This is a genomic window from Catenulispora yoronensis (assembly GCF_039531695.1).
Classification (GTDB): domain Bacteria; phylum Actinomycetota; class Actinomycetes; order Streptomycetales; family Catenulisporaceae; genus Catenulispora; species Catenulispora yoronensis.
The window spans coordinates 35,560-53,641 of sequence record NZ_BAAAQN010000076.1 but is presented as its reverse complement, the minus strand read 5'-3'; the positions used below and the strand labels follow the sequence as shown (position 1 = coordinate 53,641).

At 69.3% G+C, this 18,082-nt stretch carries 13 protein-coding genes; 5 read left to right on the top strand and 8 right to left on the bottom strand.

Annotated features, from left to right (window positions below):
- Positions 1–411: 411 nt before the first annotated feature.
- The 4 genes from ABD481_RS40660 to ABD481_RS40645 form a co-directional block, all read right to left on the bottom strand.
- A complete protein-coding gene (locus ABD481_RS40660; RefSeq protein WP_344671238.1) occupies positions 412–1,821 on the bottom strand; it encodes a family 2B encapsulin nanocompartment shell protein in 1,410 nt (469 codons plus the stop codon).
- Positions 1,822–2,009: 188 nt separating this feature from the next.
- Positions 2,010–4,385, bottom strand: a complete 2,376-nt coding sequence (locus ABD481_RS40655) for a cadherin-like beta sandwich domain-containing protein (protein WP_425559396.1) — start codon at positions 4,383–4,385, stop codon at positions 2,010–2,012.
- Positions 4,386–4,524: 139 nt separating this feature from the next.
- Positions 4,525–5,370, bottom strand: a complete 846-nt coding sequence (locus tag ABD481_RS40650) for a serine hydrolase (RefSeq protein ID WP_344671240.1) — start codon at positions 5,368–5,370, stop codon at positions 4,525–4,527.
- 68 nt (positions 5,371–5,438) lie between these two features.
- Complete coding sequence (locus tag ABD481_RS40645; protein WP_344671236.1) at positions 5,439–6,389, bottom strand: LysR family transcriptional regulator; 951 nt, start codon at positions 6,387–6,389, stop codon at positions 5,439–5,441.
- A gap of 86 nt (positions 6,390–6,475) precedes the next feature.
- On the opposite strand from ABD481_RS40645, the gene ABD481_RS40640 reads away from it, so the two are divergent.
- The 3 genes from ABD481_RS40640 to ABD481_RS40630 all read left to right on the top strand — a co-directional run bounded on the left by ABD481_RS40640 (position 6,476) and on the right by ABD481_RS40630 (position 10,624).
- Positions 6,476–8,152, top strand: a complete 1,677-nt coding sequence (locus tag ABD481_RS40640) for a penicillin-binding transpeptidase domain-containing protein (RefSeq protein WP_344671235.1) — start codon at positions 6,476–6,478, stop codon at positions 8,150–8,152.
- A 149-nt stretch (positions 8,153–8,301) separates the two neighbouring features.
- On the top strand, positions 8,302–9,579 hold the full coding sequence (locus tag ABD481_RS40635) for an alpha/beta hydrolase family protein (protein ID WP_344671234.1): 1,278 nt from the start codon (positions 8,302–8,304) through the stop codon (positions 9,577–9,579).
- A 10-nt stretch (positions 9,580–9,589) separates the two neighbouring features.
- Entirely contained in the window at positions 9,590–10,624 is a 1,035-nt protein-coding gene (locus ABD481_RS40630; RefSeq protein WP_344671233.1) for a nitronate monooxygenase, read from the top strand.
- Between the two features lie 75 nt (positions 10,625–10,699).
- On the opposite strand, the gene ABD481_RS40625 is transcribed toward ABD481_RS40630, so the two are convergent.
- Positions 10,700–11,458, bottom strand: a complete 759-nt coding sequence (locus ABD481_RS40625; protein WP_344671232.1) for a group II truncated hemoglobin — start codon at positions 11,456–11,458, stop codon at positions 10,700–10,702.
- 189 nt (positions 11,459–11,647) lie between these two features.
- Here ABD481_RS40625 and ABD481_RS40620 point away from each other — a divergent pair, with 189 nt between their 5' ends.
- On the top strand, positions 11,648–13,060 hold the full coding sequence (locus tag ABD481_RS40620) for an MATE family efflux transporter (RefSeq protein WP_344671231.1): 1,413 nt from the start codon (positions 11,648–11,650) through the stop codon (positions 13,058–13,060).
- A 441-nt stretch (positions 13,061–13,501) separates the two neighbouring features.
- On the top strand, positions 13,502–14,200 hold the full coding sequence (locus ABD481_RS40615; protein WP_344671230.1) for a FadR/GntR family transcriptional regulator: 699 nt from the start codon (positions 13,502–13,504) through the stop codon (positions 14,198–14,200).
- A gap of 36 nt (positions 14,201–14,236) precedes the next feature.
- Here the strand turns inward: ABD481_RS40615 and ABD481_RS40610 are convergent, their stop codons facing one another.
- The 3 genes from ABD481_RS40610 to ABD481_RS40600 are packed head-to-tail and all read right to left on the bottom strand — an operon-like array spanning position 14,237 to position 17,931.
- Entirely contained in the window at positions 14,237–15,280 is a 1,044-nt protein-coding gene (locus ABD481_RS40610) for an ABC transporter permease (protein ID WP_344671229.1), read from the bottom strand.
- Positions 15,273–16,886, bottom strand: a complete 1,614-nt coding sequence (locus tag ABD481_RS40605) for a sugar ABC transporter ATP-binding protein (protein ID WP_344671228.1) — start codon at positions 16,884–16,886, stop codon at positions 15,273–15,275. Before ABD481_RS40605 ends, ABD481_RS40610 begins: the two co-directional genes overlap by 8 nt.
- A 7-nt stretch (positions 16,887–16,893) precedes the next feature.
- The gene (locus ABD481_RS40600) at positions 16,894–17,931 is read right to left on the bottom strand and encodes a sugar ABC transporter substrate-binding protein (RefSeq protein ID WP_344671227.1); all 1,038 of its coding nucleotides are present in this window, start codon (positions 17,929–17,931) and stop codon (positions 16,894–16,896) included.
- Positions 17,932–18,082 lie beyond the last annotated feature (151 nt).

Genomic DNA, 18,082 nt, shown 5'->3' with positions numbered 1-18,082 from the left:
CAGGCGGTATCAAGGCGACCCTTTGGGTGCCGTGCCCTGGCTGATGCGAGCCTTGACACCGCCTGGGCGGCGCGATTGGCTGCGCCCGCCGAAGCGACGGAAAGACCGGAACCGAAGACCTAACTTTTGGGCAAACCAAAAGTCAAAAGCGGGGCGGCCGGTTGCGATGACTACAGGTCCTACTGGCCGCCGCCAGTTCAGGCGGTGGCGAGGCACCCGGTTGCGATGCCGATCAGTTGGGCTGGCCGCCGCCGGTTGTGATGGTGGCAGGGCGATCGGTCGCGAGGCGACCGGTTGTGATGCTGGCCGGCAGTCGTGGCGTTGGCTGATTCTGTGGGTGCTTCGGCGCCGCGAAAGCGACCTCGGCGGTCCGCCGCACGGGCCGTCGAGGTCTGGGGTTGTGCTTGTGGTTCATCCTCGGGGGCGGTCGAGCTCCACGTTTTCCAGGATGCCTAGGGCGTCTGGGACCAGGATGGCTGCTGAGTAGTAGGCGGTCACTAGGTAGGAGATGATCGCTTTGTCGTCGATGCCCATGAAGCGGACGTTCAGGCTTGGTTCGAGTTCGTCGGGGAGGCCTGTTTGGTGGAGGCCTACTACGCCTTGGTCTTCTACGCCGGTGCGCATGGCGAGGATGGAGGTGGTGTGGTCTGTTACCGGGATTTTGGAGCAGGGGTAGATCGGGACGCCTCGCCAGGCGAAGACGCGGTTGCCGTCGATTTCGCCGCTGGTGGGGTAGACGCCGCGTTTGGTGCATTCGCGGCCGAAGGCGGCGATGGCTTTGGGGTGGGCCAGGAAGAACTTTGTGGAGCGGCGCATGGAGAGGAGTTCGTCCATGTCGTCGGGGGTGGGGGGGCCGGCGTGGGTGTGGATGCGTTGTTCGTTGGCGGCGTTGGCCAGGAGGCCGAAGTCGGGGTTGTTGACCAGTTCGTGTTCCTGGCGTTCTTTGAGGGCTTCGACGGTCAGGCGGAGTTGTTGTTCGGTTTGGTTCATCGGGTCGTTGTAGAGGTCTGCGACGCGGGAGTGGACGCGGAGGACGGTCTGGGCGACGGAGAGTTGGTACTCGCGGGGGTTGAGTTCGTAGTCGACGAAGGTGCCGGGGAGGTCGGCTTCGCCTTCGTGGCCGGCGGCCAGTTCGATCTCGGCCTCGCCCTTGCGGTTTGTGCGGCGGGAACTGCGGTGGGCGTGGGCGGCGAGTTGGGTGCGCAGGGGTTCGGAGCGGTCGAGGAGTTCCTGGAAGGCGGTCAGGGGGAGGGCGAGGAGGGTGCCGGAGGTGGTGGCGCGGGCGCCGTAGGTCCAGGTGGTGGTTTCGCCGGCGGCTTCGTCGCCGAGGTGGTCGCCGTCGGCGAAGCCGCCTACCACGGTGGTTTCGCCGTATTTGCCGGTGCTGACTTTGGCGACTTTTCCTCGGCCGATCAGGAGGATCTCGGTGACCGGTTGGCCTACTTCGGCCAGTTGTTCGCCGGCGGTGAAGCGGCGTTGGGTGAAGCGGCCGGCGAGTTCGCTCAGGAGGGCCTCGTCGTCGAAGCCGCGCAGGGCCGGTAACTCGGTCAGGGTGGGGGCCAGGACGCGGAGGTCCTCGCCGGTCTGGTCGAAGGCCACTCTTCCTCGGCCGACGGCGTGGGTGAGGCGGCGGTTGACGCGGTAGGTACCGCCGGAGACCTGGGTCCAGGGCAGTTTCCGCAGCAGCCAGCGGGACGTGATGCCCTGCATCTGCGGAACGGTCTTGGTCGTGGTCGCCAGGTTCCGGGCGGCGGCCGTGCTGAGGCTGAGCTGGCTGTCCTGGACGATGTCCGGGCTCTGCGGCATGGCGTCGGAAGGCATGCTTCCACATAACCAATTTCTGAGTTTGATCCACAATATGTGGCTTTGGTACTTCCTTATATCGAGTGATTTGCCGACGGGTGGGATTGACGTGGTCCGACCTGCGCGGGGAAAAGCGGCGTTCCCCGCGCGGCCCGAGGGAATCGGGCGCTGAGCGCGGGGAACGCCGCTTTGATCTACTTCATTGTTCAGGACAGCGTGAAGTCGTCCGCGTAGACGTCGCCCTGGCCGAACCAGCCGTGGACGAAGACGGTCACGGTGCCGTTGGCGCCCGTGGTGAACGGGATCGACAGCTGGGTCCAGGTGGAGCCGGTGGCCCAGGTGCTGGCGCTCGCCCCGCCGGAGACGCCGGCGAAGGCGAAGTTGCCCTGGACCCAGACCTTGAGCGTGTAGCTCTTGTTCGGAGTCAGGGTCACCGTCTGGTCGCACTCGCCGGTGGCGCTGCTGGTCGCCGAGATCCGGGCGGCGTGCGTTCCGCCGTGGACCGGGCTGCTGACGACCGCGTCACCGCTCTGGCACGTCCACGGCGAGAGCGAGCCGCTCTCGAAGTCGCCGTTGACGATCGTCGTGGTGCCGCCGGTGGTCACCGTCAGCGTGTAGGTGGCGCTGTGGCTGCCGGAGGCCGCGGTCCCGGTGATGGTGATCGGGTAGGTGCCCGCCGGGGTGGACGCGGAGGTGGCGACGGTCAGCGCGGAGGTGCCGCCGGCCGTGACCGAGGTCGGGTTCAGCGTCACGGTGGCGCCGGTCGGGGCGCCGGTGGCGGTCAGGGCGACCGTCTGCGCGCTGCCGGAGGTGACCGCCGTGGACACGGTGGCCGTGGCCGAGGAGCCCGCCGTCACCGAGCCGGAGGCCGGGGCGACGCTCACCGAGAAGTCGTTGGTGACGACGCCGGTGACGGTCAGCGTGTAGGTGGTGGTGTGGCTGCCGGAGGCCGCCGTGCCCTTGATGGTGATCGGGTAGGTCCCGGGCGGGGTCGAGGCCGAGGTGGCCACCGTGAAGGTGGAGGTGCCGCCGGCGGTGACCGAGCTGGGGTTGAACGTCACGGTGGCGCCGGTCGGGGCGCCGGTGGCGGTCAGGGTGACCGACTGCGCGGTGCCCGCGGTGACCGCGGTCGAGACGGTCGCCGTCGCGGACCCGGCCTGAGCCACCGAGCCCGAGGACGGCGCGACGCTCACCGAGAAGTCGTTGGTGGGCGCGCTGGTCACGGTCAGGTTGTACGTCGCGGTGTGCGTGCCGGTGGCCCCGGTCCCGGTGATGGTGATCGGGTAGGTGCCCGCCGGGGTGGACGCGGAGGTCGCGATGGTCGCCGTGGAGCTGCCCCCGGCGGTGACCGAGCTCGGGTTGAACGTCACCGTGGTGCCCGACGGCGCACCGCTGGCGGTCAGCGAGACCGACTGCGCGCTACCGGAGGTGACCGCGGTGGACACGGTCGCGGTGGCCGACGAGCCCGCCGGAACCGAGCCCGAGGTCGGGGAGACGCTCACCGAGAAGTCGTTCGTCGTGGTGCCGCCACTGGTGAACGGGGCGAACGTGTTGCTGAAGAACCACTGGCTCTGCGAGATGCCCGAGCAGGTGTCCGAGCCGCCGGTGCCGGGGCAGCCGCCGTTGTCGCGCTGGAGCGCCCAGAACGAGATCTCGCCGATGCCGTTGGACTGCGCCCAGCTGAGCACCGGGGCCGCGTCCGCGGTCTGGAAGGTCTCGGCCGCGCCGAAGTCGTCGATGCCCGGCATCTCGGTGACGCCGATCATGCCCCACAGCTGCGCGGTGGTCTTGCTCGGGTACAGGGTGGCCAACTGGTTCTTCAGGCCGGTGGCGGCCGTCTTGGTGTCGTTGGCCATGTTGTGCGTGCCCGCGTTGTCGTAGTAATCGAACGTCATGATGTTGACGGTGTCGATCCGGGCGTTGTTGGTGACCGCGTTCTGCAGGACCTTCAGGCCGGAGGAGGCCAGGCCGCTGGTCGTGGTCGGCAGGGTGTAGGTGAACTGGATGGTGCGGCCGTTGGCCGCCGCCCAGTCCTCGACCATCTTGATGGCCTTGTTCCGCCGGTCGATGCCGGCGGTGTTGGTCAGCGAGTTGTCCTCGGTGTCCAGGTCGATCCGCGTGACGTCATAGGTGGTGATGACGTTCTCGTACGCGGCGGCGATCGAGCTCACGTTGGTGCAGCTGTCGGCGATCTCGGTGCCGGTATTGTCCGCGGTGTAACCGCCGAAGGACGGGATCACGTCGCCGCCGGCGGCCCGGATCTTGGTGATCGAGGCGCCGAAGGTGGAGGACGAGATCGGCATCGAGGTGTCGCCGTTCCAGTACACCGTGCAGGAACCCTTGGTGGCGGCCTGGATGAACGCCATCGTCAGGTACTTCGCACCGGACGCCGCACTCAGCGTCGCCGGGTCGTCCCCGTTGTACGCCTCGAAGTACGGCGCGAAGATGTGCGCCGGGGTGGGGGTCGCCGCTGGAGTGGCGGCATGGCCAGCTGTCGCAGACGCCATGAAGGCGCCGGCACTGGCCGCTATCGTCGCCGCGGCGGTCGCTAGCGCGCGGAGATGACGGCCTGTCCGTTTCATGATGCTCCCAGGTGGCAGGGCATTGATCAGGAATGGATCTTGGAAGGGGCGGCCGCCCTGGGGGACATCATTGGACTAGACCAGAGGTCTGTCAAGGTTCCTAACAGTTCGACTTCCAACCGGCGGATCCCGCCGCCGGTCACAGGGCCCGCAGCGCGTCCACCGCGATCCGGGCCGCGGAGCCGATCACGGCGTCGGCGGCGGGCAGGATGGCGGAGGCGGACGCCGCGTGTGTGAAAACCGCGACCGCGTAGCGGCCTCCGTCGGGGTACTCCACGACACCGGCCTCGGCGCGCAGCGTCGGCAGCGTCGCGGTCTTGCCGCTGACGCTCACGTCGTCGAACGGGAACCCCGAAGCCAGCCGATGGGTCCACGCCTGCCCGCCGAGCAGGGACCGCAGTTCCGTCCCGAGTTCGCCGCCGCAGACCTCGTCGCGCCAGATCGCGGCGAGGAGGGCCGTCAGTTCCCGGGGCGTGGAGCGGTTGGTGCGCGCCGGATCGAGGACGCTGAGGGTACTGAGTTCCCCGACGTCGCCCGGGTCGGCGAGCCTGCCGCGCTCGGCGGTCAGCAGGTGCTGGATGTCGGCCATGACGTGGACGGCGACCGTCTCGCGCAGCCCGAGTGCGGCCATCGTGCGGTTCACCGTCTCGACCCCGACGGCCTGCCACAGGACATCGGCGGCGGCGTTGTCGCTGACCGCGACTGTCAGCGTCGCGAGGTCCCGCAAGGAGAGCCGGACGCTGTCCCGCATAAGTGCTATCCCTGACAAGCCTGGAGTCCGGGCTTCCGCGGGGATCTCGATCTGGCGCGTGCGATCGAGGCGACCGGCAGCGGCCTCGCGATAGAGGGTCGCGAGCAGACACACCTTGTGAAGGCTGCTGGTCGGTTCCGGTGTTGTCGCGCCGACGGAGACGGTCGCGCCGGTGTCGATGTCGAGCGCGTGCAGTCGTCCCGTGACGCCGGCGTCGGTGAAGGCGGCGGTGATCCGGGCGGCGGCTCGGCGGCCCTCGCTCCCTGGACGACGGCTCTCGTTCGCCGCGCGGCGGGTCTCGTTCACAGCAGGAACTCCGATATCGCGCGCGGGATCTGGCGTTGCTCGGGGACGGCGGTGTGCATCCCGCCGTGGCTCCGCAACACATCGAAGGCGGTCTCGGCGAACATCCGGACCGCCGGGCCGTCGTGCCCCTGGCGCCAGGCGACGGATATGCGCCAGGTCAGAGGGCTTCCCGTCAGCGGCAGCCATACCGTTCCGGCTGTCGGCGCCGGCTCGGGGACGAGGGCGACCAGGTTCGGATCGGACATGATGAGCGCCCGCGTGAATTCGAGGCCTTCGACACCCCGGACAATGTTTGCCGTGAAACCATGACGGGCGCCCGCTGTCAGCGTCTCGTCGTGCAGCGCCGGGCCGGTCGCGCGCGGCGGCAGGGCTAGATCGCGCCCGGACAGGACGCGCAGGTCGACAGAGCTCTGACCCGCCAGCGGATCGTCGGCCGCGAGCAGCACGCCCAGCGGCTGGTGCAGCGTCGGGCCGAAGGCCAACCCCACGGCCGGGCACGGATGCCGCACGATCCCGGCGTCGAGCGTGCCCGCGGCCAGCTCCGCGACCTGGTCGGCGGTGCTCAGTTCGCGCAGGTCGAGGTCGCCGCCGGGACTCCGCTCGCGGAACCCGGTCAGCAGGGCCGCGACCGCCGCGCCGCCGAGCTGCTCGGGCACCGCCGCGCGCAGCGTCCCGGCCTCGCCGTCCTGGAGCCGGCCGACCACGGCCCGCAACCGGTCGGCGGCGGCGAGCAGCGGCTCGGCCTGGGCCAGCACCAGGCGCCCGGCCGGGGTCAGCGCCGCGCCGCCGCGCCCGCGGTCGAAAAGCCGCACACCCAGTTCGCGTTCCAGACGCTGGATCCGTTGCGACAGCGAGGGTTGTGCCAGCCGGAGGCGCACGGCGGCGCGGCCGAAGTGTTGTTCTTCGGCCACCGTCCGGAAGTACTTCAGGTGCGCCAGCAGGTCCACGACATGGGATCATAGTCACTTTGCTATGAATGCGTTTCCGATATGACTCTTGGACAGGATCGGGCGGCGCGGGTTCTCCTAGCGCGATGAGCCGCAAGACCAGAACCATCAGTTCGGCGATCGTGGCGGTCATCGCCGTGGCGATCGCGTCCGTGGCCCTGTGGCCGCGTTCCACCAGTTCCAGCAAGGACGGCGCCGGTCCGGCGGCCAGCGCAGGTTCCGCCGATTCCGCCAACCCCGCCAACCCCGCCAATACCGCCACGGCCGAACCGGCCACCCCGGAAGCGGTTGCCAAGGCCTTCCTCGACGCCTGGGCATCGGGCGACTACGCCAAGGCCGGTGCCCTCACCGACAACGCGAAGGCCGCCGGACCGCGGCTCCAAGCGGTCATGAAATCGCTGAACCCCGCGTCAGTACAGCTGACATTGGGTTCACAGGAGACTGTGAACCACTTCAACTTCACCGCCGTTGACACTTTCGGCGGCGGCCCGCAATGGAAGTACGGATCCTTGCTGGCCGTCGTCCCCGCGTCCGGGACCGCGTCGCCGCTCGTGCACTGGTCGTCGGCGATCATCCATCCGCAGCTCGGCGCGCAGGGCACGCTGACGGCGACGCCACCGCCGGTGGCCGTGGTCGACGCCAAGGGCGTGCCCTTGTCGGCCGCCGCGCATCCCAGCCTGAGCACGGTTCTGGCCAAGCTGGCGACGGCGCGGCCGGGCGGATCCCCGGCACCGACCGGCCTGCGGATCAACTTCGTCGACGTCAACACCGGCGCGGTGATAGCTGGCGCGCCGTCGTATCCCGTCGGCGCCTCGACGACCACCGCCGGACTCCAGCTGTCGACGACGCTCGACGACAAGGTCCAGAGCGCCGCCGAACGTGCTCTGAACGCGTATCCGGAGTCCGGCATGGTCGTCATCAAGCCCAGCACCGGTGGTGTCCTGGCGATGGCCGGCAACTCCAAGACCACAGCCGGGCTGGCCTACCACGCGACCCGCGCGCCGGGCTCGACGTTCAAGACCATCACGACGGCGGCGTTGATGCAGGCCGGGGTCAAGCCCTCGGATCCGGCGCCGTGCCCGCCGACGTCGACCGTCGGTTCGCAGACGTACCACAACGACGACGGCCTCAAGAACGGCTACCCGAACGCGACGCTGGCCGACGCGTTCGAGCAGTCCTGCAACACCTCGTACGTCGGCCTGCGCGATCGCCTGTCCGGCCTGTCCGCGCTCGCCGATGAGGCGAAGACCTACTTCGGGCTGAACCAGCCGTGGGACATGGGCCTGGGACCGGCGACCTACTGCACGGCGGACGACCGGCAGGTCCCGGTCTCCGACGGCCAGGAGCGGTTCGCGGCCGAGACCTTCGGCCAGGGGAACATCACGATGTGTCCGCTGACCATGGCTTCGGTCGCGGCGACGGTCGCGTCGGGGTCGTTCAAGCAGCCGATCCTGGTGCCCGGCGCGAAGCAGGCGACGGCGACGCCGCTGTCGGCGGACGTCGCCGCGGGTCTTCGGACCCTGATGCGCGGTGTGGTCACTGACGGTACGGCCACGTCGCTTCGCGGCATCAGCTCGACGCTCGGCGCGAAGACGGGGACGGCGGAGCGGGAGGGCGAGAACCCCGACAGCTGGATGATCGTGGTGGATCCGCAGCACGACATCGCCGTGGCGTGCGTCGTGCTGAACGGTGGGTTCGGCAACGACAAGGCCGGCCCGGCGATCAAGGCGATGCTTGCGGGGATCGGGGTGGGAGGCCGCTGAGGCATTGGGTGGGGGCGGATATCCGCCCTATGGCCGGTGTGGGTGGCCGGATGGGTGAAACCGCAGGCAGCACCATGGTTCGGGCCCGGGGCGGGTTGCGAAGATCGAAGTGTTCGATCTTTGCGACGTTGCTTCAGAAGGAGTCACCCATGCGCGCCTCTCGTCTTGCCGCCGCTTCGCTGGCCGGTGTCGTCATCGCTGGGATTGCCGGGATTGCTGTGCCGACGGCTGCCAATGCGAATGCGGGAGGGCAGGCCCCGGAGCGGAAGCAGGAGCAAGGGCAGGGGCTCACGCTCCGGCTTCCGGCGCCGTCGGGCCGGTATGCCACTGGCGAGTCCACGTTCCGGCTCGTCGACGACTCCCGGGCCGATCCGTGGGTGCCGGGCCAGCCGTATCGCGAGCTGATGATCAGCGTCTTCTACCCGGCGAAGCACGGCGGCGGGCATGGTGTGACGACCACGAACCAGTTCCCGAAGGCGGTCGCCGCAGGGGTGGCTCCGGCGCTGGACGGGAGCTTCGAGCTCACGCCGGGTCTGGTGAACTGGGCCGCGACGAAGACGCATTCGGTGGCCGACGCGCCGATGGCCGCGGGGCGTTTCCCGGTCGTGCTGTATTCGCCGGGGGCGGGTGATGCGCGGGACTGGAACGTCACCTTGGTCGAGGACCTCGCGTCGCGCGGCTACGTCGTCGTCACCGTCGACCACACCGGTGAGGGGCCGGCGGTGCAGTTCCCGGACGGGCATGTCGTGGACAACGGGCCGTTGATGACGCTGGCCGGGCAGGCGGCGCAGAACGGCACGTTCCCGGACTTCCTGGAGAACCTGGTCGCCGTCCGGGTCGCCGACACCAAGCTGGTGCTGGACCGGCTCGGCAGCCTGCCGCACCGGCTCACGGCGGGCATGGACCTGAGCCGGATCGGGATGTTCGGGCAGTCCGGCGGCGGGTTCACCGCGGCGTCGACGATGTACGACGACCCGCGGATCAAGGCGGGCGTCGACATGGACGGGACGATGGAGTACACGCAGGAGCCGGACGGTACGCATCTCAGCGAGGTCGCGCAGCATGGTCTGGACCGGCCGTTCCTGCTGATGGGCAGCAGCGGGCACAGCGGGAGCGATGTGCGCCGGGAGCCGTCGTGGGCCGCGTTCTGGCAGCACCAGCGCGGGTGGAAGGCCGACGTCACGCTGTTGGACTCCGAGCACGCGTCGTTCACCGACGCCGAGGCGCTGCTGGCGCAGCTGGCCGGGCGGGTTCCGGACGCGACGCTGGTCGCCGGGATCGGGACGGCCGATCCGGCGCGGGCGCGGGCCGCCGTCAGGGCCGATCGGGCGGTTGTGGCGTCGTTCTTCGACAAGTTCCTGAAGGGGTGCGACGACCACCTGCTCGACGGCGGGCAGACTGGATACCCGATCAGCGTGGAGAGGTAGGGCGAGGACGATGGCTGGAACCGGAACCCGTTGGGCGGACTCGGAGCTCCCGATCGTCGCCGCGCCGATGGCCGGCGGGCCGAGCACCGTGGCGCTGGCGTCGGCGGTGCACGCCGCGGGCGGGTTCCCTTTCCTGGCCGCGGGATACAAGTCCGCCGAGGCCATGGCCGACGAGATGCGGCGGGCGCGGGAGATCGGGGGAACGTTCGGGATGAACCTGTTCGTGCCCGGGACGATGCCGGTGGACGAGCGGGCGTTCCGCGCCTATGCCGAGGAACTGGAGCCGGAGGCCGTGCGGCTCGGGGTGGAGCTCGATCCGCGGCCGGTGGTCGATGACGATGATCAGTGGGATGAGAAGCTCGCGGTGTTGGTGGCCGATCCGGTGGCGGTGGTTTCGCTGACCTTCGGCTTGCCGGACGCGCGGGACATCGCGGCCTTGCGGCGGGTGGGGAGCCGGGTGCTGGCGACGGTGACGACGGCGGAGGAGGCGCGGGCCGCGGCTGAGGTGGGTGTCGACGGGGTTGTGGTGCAGGCGCCGGCGGCCGGAGGGCATAGTGGGACGTTTGATCCGTACCGGTCGGTGGGGTCGGTGCGTGGATCCGATTTGGTGCGGGAGGTGCGGGCTGCGGTGGATCTGCCGATCGTGGCGGGGGGTGGGGTGGCTGAATCGGCGGATGTCAGCGAGCTGCTTCACGCTGGAGCGGAGGCGGTTGTTGTCGGGACGTTGTTGTTGAGGGCGGACGAGTCGGGTGCTTCGCAGACGCACAAGGATGCGCTGGCCGCCCCGGAGTACACCGAGACGGCCATTACGCACGCGTTTACTGGGCGCCCGGCGCGCGGGCTGCGCAACGGGTTCATGGAGCGGCATGGGGCCGGGGCGCCGTGGGGGTATCCGGCGGTTCATCACCTGACGCGGCCGATGCGGCAGGCGGCGGCGAAGGCCGGGGATGCGGAGCGGTTGCATTTGTGGGCCGGGACCGGGTTTCGGGCGGCGCGGACGGGGGCCGTGGGGGAGATTGTTCGGGGGTTGGCGGCGGGGTTGTAGAAGAGGCTGTTGGAGGGGTTGTAGGAGGGGAACCCTGTCCGCGCTGCACGGTGCAGAAGGAGGAGGGGAGTGGGGTCAGCCGCGATACGGCGGGTGGCCGCCCCAGCTCCACTTCGGCATCGGCGCGTCGTAGGCGTCCACCCCGGGGCGCGAGTTGATGACCGCCAGGCGGGTGCCCCACTCGATGTAGCCGGCGAAGGCGGCGCGGAACTCGGGGTCGTCGGGCAGGCCGACCTCGTCGGCGGCGTCCATCAGGAGGCTGACCCAGCGGCGGCGCTGCTTCTCCTCGATGCCGCGGCCGAGGTGGCGGGAGACCATGTGGCGGTAGCCGCCGTGGTGGTCGGTGTAGGTGGTGGGGCCGCCGAAGACCTCGCCGAGCCAGAGGGCGACGTGCTGGGGATGCTGGGGATCCATGCCCCCGAACAGGGGGATCAGCAGGTCGTCCTTGAGGACCTCGCGGTAGAAGGCCTCGGTCAGGCGCTCCAGTGCCTCGCTGCCGCCCAGCCACTCGTAGAGGCTCGGCACCGCGCCACCGTCGCCGCGGACGGGGGTCTTCTCGTAGTGGCGCATCTCCTCGATGTCGCCGACGAAGGGCTTGATCTCGGCGAAGAAGGGTGCGAAGTGCTCGCCGCCGCGGAAGCCCTCCAGGTGGTCTTTCGCGGAGCTCCACGTGATGCGAAGGATGTAGCTCTCGGGTTCGTCGGTGCAGCGGGACAGCTCGTAGTCGACGCACTGCGGCGCGGCGGCCAGGCTCGTGGCGGCGCGGGCGTAGGAGGCCTCGAACTCGGGGGCGCGGTCGGTGGGGACGCGGTAGCGGATGTATTCGACGATCACGGACGAGCCTCCAGCGATGATGATTACTTGATTACAACTGCGGTGGGGCGGCGGCATCCACTATGGCGGATGTGGCGCGTCTGTGCCGGAACTTGGAGGTTCCTGGGGTGCGGAGCCCGGTGGATGTAACATGCGGTTCGGTGTTGTGACTATGACAGTTCGCTTCCGTTCTGGGGACAGGGATCGCTGATGAGTTCCGAGTCGCGGAGGTTCGGTTTTCGGCCGACGGCTGAGGACGTCCACCTGTTTCGGCTCGCCGTGCCGGCGCTGGGGAACCTGGTGGCCGAGCCGCTGTTCCTGCTGGCCGACTCCGCGATCGTCGGGCATCTGGGGACGCCGCAGCTGGCGGGGTTGGCGGCGGCCAGTGCATTGCTGGCGACGTTGACGTACTTGTGCGTGTTCCTGGCGTACGGGACCACCGCGGCGGTGGGGCGGCGGATCGGCGCCGGGGATCTGCCGGGGGCGGTGCGGCAGGGTGTTGACGGGATGTGGCTGGGGGTGATTCTCGGGGTGGTGTTGGGGCTGGGCGGGATCGTGTTCGCCGAGCCGTTGGTGAGGATGTTCGGGGCGTCGCACGAGGCGGTGCCGTACGGGGTGACGTATCTGCGGGTGGCCTCGCTTGGGCAGCCGGCGATGTTGGTGGTGCTGGCGTCGACGGGGGTGCTGCGGGGGTTGCAGGACATTCGTACGACGTTGGTCGTCGCGGCGAGCGGGGCCGGGGCGAATGTCGTGCTCAACTACGTGCTGGTCTATCCACTGGGGATGGGGATCGCGGGTTCCGCGACCGGGACCGTGCTGACGCAGTACGGGATGGCCGCGGCTTATTCGGCGGTCGTCTACAAGGCGGCGCGGAGGTATGGGGCGCCGTTGAGGCCCGATCGGGAAGGGATCAAGCAGGCGGCTTCCGCGTCGGTTCCGCTGTTGATTCGCACGATACTGCTGCGCATGGCGCTGCTCGCGGGGACGATCCTGGCGGCGAGGTACGGGACGGAGGCGCTGGCGGCGCAGCAGGTGGCGTGGTCGCTGTGGGGGTTCTTGGCGCTGGTGCTCGACGCGCTGGCTATTGCGGGGCAGGCGTGGATCTCGCAGCTGTTGGGGGGTTCGGATGTGGAGGGGGCGCGTCGGGCTACGCGGCGGACGATGCAGTGGGGGGTGGTGACGGGGGTGGTGCTCGGGTTGGTGGTTCTGGCTACACGGCAGTTGTTCATTCCGTTGTTTACGGAGGATGAGGTGGTGCGGCATTTGTTGAGTGAGGTTTTGTTGTTGGAGGTGTTGTTCTTGCCGATTGCCGCGCCGGTGTTTGTGTTGGACGGGATTTTGATCGGGGCGGGGGATGGGCGGTATTTGGCTTGGGTTGGGGTTGTTACCACGGCGGTTTATCTTGGGGCGGCGTTGAGTAGTTATGCGGGGGGTGGTGGGTTGATGGGGTTGTGGTGGGCTTTGGGGGTTTTCATGGTGGCGCGGTTGGTGGTTCTGGTGGTGCGGATTCGGACGGATCGGTGGATTGTCACGGGGGGTGGGGGCGCGGGTGGGGGTGCGGGGTTGCGGGAGGGGGATGTGGTGGTCAGTGGGGAGGTGGCTGCGGTTACGCAGACGCCTTGAGGTGGGGTGGGAATGGATGGATGGGTGAACTTCGAGTGCTGATGCGCTGTGGGTTTGAAGACCAGGCAAGATCAAAAGCCAGTCAAAAGCGCCTCCGGCGGCCCCTCCGGGGAGGGCCTCGCTCTGGAAAGAGTGGGGCCGGGTGGGTTGGCGCGGCTTTGGTCGGTGGTTCCGGTTTCGGTTCCGGTCTTTCCGTCGCATCGTCGCCTGAAGGAATCACACCGCCCAGGCGGTATCAAGGCGACCCTTTGGGTGCTGTGCCCTGGCTGATGCGAGCCTTGACACCGCCTGGGCGGCGCGATTGGCTGCGCCCGCCGAAGCGACGGAAAGACCGGAACCGAAGACCTGGTTTTGGGAAGGGCGAAAGTCAAAAGCGGGGCGGCGGGTTGTGGGTGGTGCGGTCGGTCTGGCCGCTGCGGGTTGGGCTGGCAGAATGGCTTTATGGCGGTGACGGACGAGGCGATCGAGAAGATCAAAGAGATGATCACCCAGGGGCGGTTGCGGCCTGGGGATCGGTTGCCGAAAGAGGCTGATCTGGCCTCTGAGCTGGGGCTTTCTCGGAGCTCGTTGCGGGAGGCGGTGCGTGCGCTGTCGCTGATCCATGTGCTGGACGTGCGTCAGGGCGACGGTACTTATGTCACCAGCCTGGAGCCGGCTCGGCTTCTGGAGGCGATGAGTTTCGTGGTGGACTTCCATCGCGACGACACCGTGCTGGAGTTCCTGGAGGTCCGGAGGATCCTGGAGCCGGCGGCGACGGCCATGGCGGCGCAGCGGATCACCGATGAGGAGGTGGCGGAGCTGCGGGCGCATCTGGAGCTGATCGGCAATGCGCCGACGGTGGAGGATCTGGTTCGTAATGACCTGGAGTTCCACAGCCGGATTGCTTCGTGCTCGCGCAATGTGGTGCTCGGGTCGCTGCTCGATAGTTTGTCCGGGCCCACGACTCGGGCGCGGGTGTGGCGCGGGCTCACTCAGGAGGGTGCGCTGACGCGGACGTTGATGGAGCACAACGCGATCCTTGACGCGCTGGCCGAGCGGGATACCGAGGGTGCTCGGGCTTGGGCGACGATCCATATTCTGAGCATCGAGCAGTGGTTGCGGAAGACGCTCAGTGAGGATCGTGAGCAGGCTGAGGGATGATCGGGCGGGCGCCGTTGGGGGCGCCCGCCCGCGTTGCTAGTCCTGGGCGGCTCCGGATGTGTAGCGGGAGACGATCAGGGCCACCAGGATCACCACTCCGTTGAAGAACTCGATGTCCTGGGCCGACACGTGGCCGAAGGTCAGGACGTTCTCGATCAGGCGGAGGGTCAGGACGCCGGTCAGGGCGCCGAACAGGGAGCCGCGGCCGCCGTTCATGCTGACGCCGCCGATCACGGTGGCGGCGAAGACCTCGAAGATCTTGCCGGTGCCTTGGCTCGCTGAGGCCGAGCCGAGGCGGCCGGCGTAGAGCAGGCCTGCGAACGCGGCCAGCATCGAGCCGATGATCAGGACGATCCAGATGGTGCGTTCGACCCGGATGCCCGCTGCGCGGGCGGCGGCCGGGTTGCCGCCGATGGCGTAGAGGGCGCGTCCGTGTCGGAACCAGCCCAGGGCCGCGATTCCGATGGCGAACAGGAGTCCGCACACCCACACGGAGGCGGGCAGGCCCAGCCAGTCGTGGTGGCCGAGGTAGGCGAAGGACGGGGGGAGGGTGAACACGGTCTGGCCGCCGTCGATCACGATCACCAGGCCGTGCAGCATGGTCAGCATCCCGAGGGTGACGACGAATCCGTTGAGGTTCATCTTCAGGATCAGGAAGCCGTTCACCGCTCCGACGGCCGCGCCGACCAGCAGGCAGATCGGGATGGCCATCCAGGCCGCGCCGAAGCCCAGGCCGTTGAACCGGTTGCCGGAGGTGGGCAGCACCAGCCACAGCGCGATCACCGGGGCCAGGGTCACCGTCGACTCCAGCGACAGGTCCATGCGGCCGCCGATCAGGATCAGCGCCTCGGCCAGGACCAGGACGCTGAGCTCGGTCGACTGCTGGAGCATCGCCAGGAAGTTGTCGCCGGTCAGGAAGTCCGGCGACTCGATGAAGCCGATCAGGATCAGCAGCGCCATCGCCGGCAGCAGCGAGAACTCGCGGAGCCAGCGGGTGCCCGGGCGGCGGCGCGCCGGGGACTCGGGGTGGTTCGCGGGGAGCAGCTCGGCCGCGTCGGACATCGTCGTGACCTCACTCATCGTCAGTCCTCTTCTCTTGCTGCGCGGGGGGCTCGCCCAGGCCCTCGACGGCGGCGATCAGCTCGGCGTCGCCCCACCCTCCGGGGAACTCCGCGACCACCGCGCCCTTGAACATCACCAGCACCCGGTGGGCGATCCGCAGGTCGTCGAGCTCGTCCGAGACCAGCAGCGCCCCGCAGCCGGCTTCGGCGGCCTGCCGTACGGTGCCGAGCAGCGACTCCTTGGACTTCACGTCCACCCCGGCCGTCGGCCGGATCAGCACCAGGGCCTTCGGCTCACTGGCCAGGGCCCGTCCCATCACGACCTTCTGCTGGTTGCCGCCGGACAGCGCCGAGACCGGCTGGTCCGGCCCCTCGGCCTTCACGTCCAGGCGTTCCATCAGGGCGCTGCCGGCGCGGCGCAGGGACTCCGTGGTGAAGAACCCGTGCCGGCCCAGGCGGTCGGTCGCGGTCAGCGTGATGTTCTCGGCGATCGGCCGCAGCGGGATCACGCCCTGTGCGTGCCGGTCCTCCGGGACGAAGCCCAGTCCGGCCCGCAGGGCGTGCGGGACGCTGCCGGTCGGCACCCGGCGTCCGGACACCTCCACGGTCCCGGCGGCCGGCCGGTGCAGCCCGGCGACCGTCTCGCCGACCGTCACGGCGCCGGAGCCGCCGGCCCCGGCCAGGCCGACGATCTCGCCGACGCCCACCGTCACTCCGAAGTCGGCGAAGGCGCCGGGCACGGTCAGGCCGCTGACGTGCAGCGCCGGAGCGCCTGGCGCGGTCGGCGGCTGGTAGCGGTCCACCGCGAACTGGGCCCGTGCCGAGCGGTCCTCGCCGGTCATGGCCTCGATCAGCTCGTCCTTGTCCAGGCCGGAGACCGGCGCGGTCAGGATGTGCCGGGCGTCGCGGTAGACGGTGACCGTCTGGCAGACCTCGTAGACCTCGCTCAGGTGGTGCGAGATGAACAGGAACGCGACGCCGGACTGCTGGAGCCGGCGCAGCCGGTCGAACAGCGAGGCGATGTTCGCGCCGTCGAGCTGCGCGGTGGGCTCGTCCAGGATGATGAACCGGGCGCCGAAGGACAGCGCCCGGGCGATCTCCAGCACCTGGCGCTGGTCCACGGCCAGGGTCGCGGCGGCGGCGGCCGGGTCGACGTCGATGTCGTACTCGGCCAGCAGGGCCGAGGCCCGGGCGCGCAGCGCCTTCCAGCTGATCCGGCGCGCCCCCTCGGACTGCCGGTTCAGGAACAGGTTCTCGGCCACCGACAGCGTGGGGATGATCGTCGACTTCTGGTAGACGCAGGCCGCGCGGGCCTGCCAGCCGGCGCGGTCCGACGGCTGCGGGGCCGGCTCGCCGCCGAACAGGATCCGGCCGTGGTCCGGCCGGGCCAGCCCGGTCAGCAGCGAGACCAGCGTGGACTTGCCGGCGCCGTTGCGGCCGACCAGGGCGTGCGCCTCGCCGGGGGCCACGGACAGGCCGACGTCGATCAGCGCCCGGGTGGCGCCGAAGCTCTTGGACACCCCGATCGCGGCGGCGACCGGGGCGGCCGGGTCGGACCCGGCGGCCCCGGAGGCGTGGCCGGGGCGGCCGGGGTCGCCGGCCGCCCTGGAGTCGTGCGTCGTCATCGCGCCGTCACTTGCCGACCTGGTTGCCCCACAGCGCCGGGTCGCCGACGTTGTCGGCGGTCACCAGGGGCGCGGGCAGCTGGTCCTCCAGGCCGTTGGGCAGCTGGATGATGGTCGAGCCGTGGTCGGTCGGGCCGGGGGTGAAGGTCTTGCCGGCCAGCGCCTGCTGGGCGTAGTAGAGCCCGTACTTGGCGTAGAGGTCGGCCGGCTGCGACACGGTGGCGTCGATCTGGCCGGCCTTGATGGCCGCGAACTCGGCCGGGATGCCGTCGTTGGAGACGATGAAGATGTGCTTGGGGTCGGTCGGCGGCACCAGCAGGTTCTTCTGCTGGAGCAGGGAGACGGTCGGCGCCAGGAACACGCCGCCGGCCTGCATGTAGATGCCGTTGACGGTGCCCTGGGTGAGCGCGTCCTGGAGCTTGGCGGCCGCCACGTCGCCCTTCCACTCGGTGGCCTCGGCCAGCACCTTGATGCCGGGGTAGCTCTTGGCCATGCAGTCGCCGAAGGCCTCGGAGCGGTCGCGGCCGTTGACCGAGGTCAGGTCGCCCTCGAACTCCACGACGGTGCCGGTGTTGTTCAGCTTGTCGCCGAGGAACTTGCAGGCCTTCTCGCCGTAGGCGCGGTTGTCGGCCCGCACCACCATGTAGACCTGGCCCTTGTCCGGGCGGGTGTCCACGCTGATCACCGGGATCTTCTTGCCGGCCAGGTCCTCCAGGGTGCTGGCGATCGCGCCGGTGTCCTGCGGGGCCATGACCACGGCCTTGGCGCCCTGGCCGGTGAGCGTGGCGACGTTGGAGACCAGGACGTCGGTCTTGTTGTTGGAGTTGGTCGGCGTCAGCGCGTCCAGCTTCTGGTCCTTGACGTCCTGGTTGACGTACTTGGCGTAGCTGTTCCAGAAGTCGGAGTCCGAGCGCGGGAAGTCGATGCCGATCTTGCCGCCGGAGCCGGACTTGCTGCCGGACCGCCCGCAGGCGGTGGCGCTCGCGCTGAGCGTGATGACGGCCACGAGGGCCAGAAGTGTTTGCGACGTGCGGTGAAGCCTCATGCCGTCCTCGCTGGGAGAGGGTGGGTGCCGGAAGTGTGTGGCGTAAATCACGCGCCGTTTTAGTCATCCGATGTATAGCCCTGGCGTGGCGCTCTGGCAAGGGTTTTGGTCGCACGAGTTTCCGAATGTTACGAGATCGATTTTCAGAAAC